The 454-nt window shown below is 48.7% G+C and carries 1 protein-coding gene; it reads left to right on the top strand.

The features are described 5' to 3' along the window. Positions 1-81 precede the first annotated feature (81 nt). Positions 82-417, top strand: a complete 336-nt coding sequence (locus ACTHUR_RS20545; protein WP_440400647.1) for a thioredoxin family protein — start codon at positions 82-84, stop codon at positions 415-417. Positions 418-454: the final 37 nt, after the last annotated feature.

The raw sequence follows: 454 nt of genomic DNA, 5'->3' as shown, positions 1-454 counted from the left end.
GTTTTCTTGTTTTCATTTCGTTAAAAGCCCCCTTTTCTAGACAACTTGAAACGTGCTTAATCGCTCAAAGGAGTACATGGCATGCAACAACTGCACACTTTGAAAGACATCGAACAGGCCATCGCCACACACCCTTTAGTATCACTGTACATCAAAGCCCCAATCTGCGGTGTTTGTACGGTCGTGGCCGCCCAGCTTGACTCAGCTTTGGCGGTGGAAGGAAATGTGTATGCCGTAAAAGCCGATATTGCTGAAATACCCGAAATGGCCGGGCGTTTCCACGTGCTGACCGCACCTGCATGGCTGCTGTTTTATCAAGGCAAGGAAGTAGAACGGATGGCCCGCTTCATCCCTCATGCACAGATGAAGCAGACATTGGCAAAATGGACAAAAGTAGCAGAAAGCGGACATCAGTAACCGGTCTATCAATGTTTCAGACGGCTGCGGTCTTGAT

The sequence above is a fragment of the Neisseria sp. P0021.S007 genome (genome assembly GCF_051956855.1).
This window is presented reverse-complemented; position numbering and strand designations above follow the sequence as displayed.

Excerpts from the sequence above, each read along its gene's own strand:
- ACTHUR_RS20545 (WP_440400647.1), top strand. The coding sequence starts at position 82 with ATGCAACAACTGCACACTTTGAAAGACATCGAACAGGCCATCGCCACA.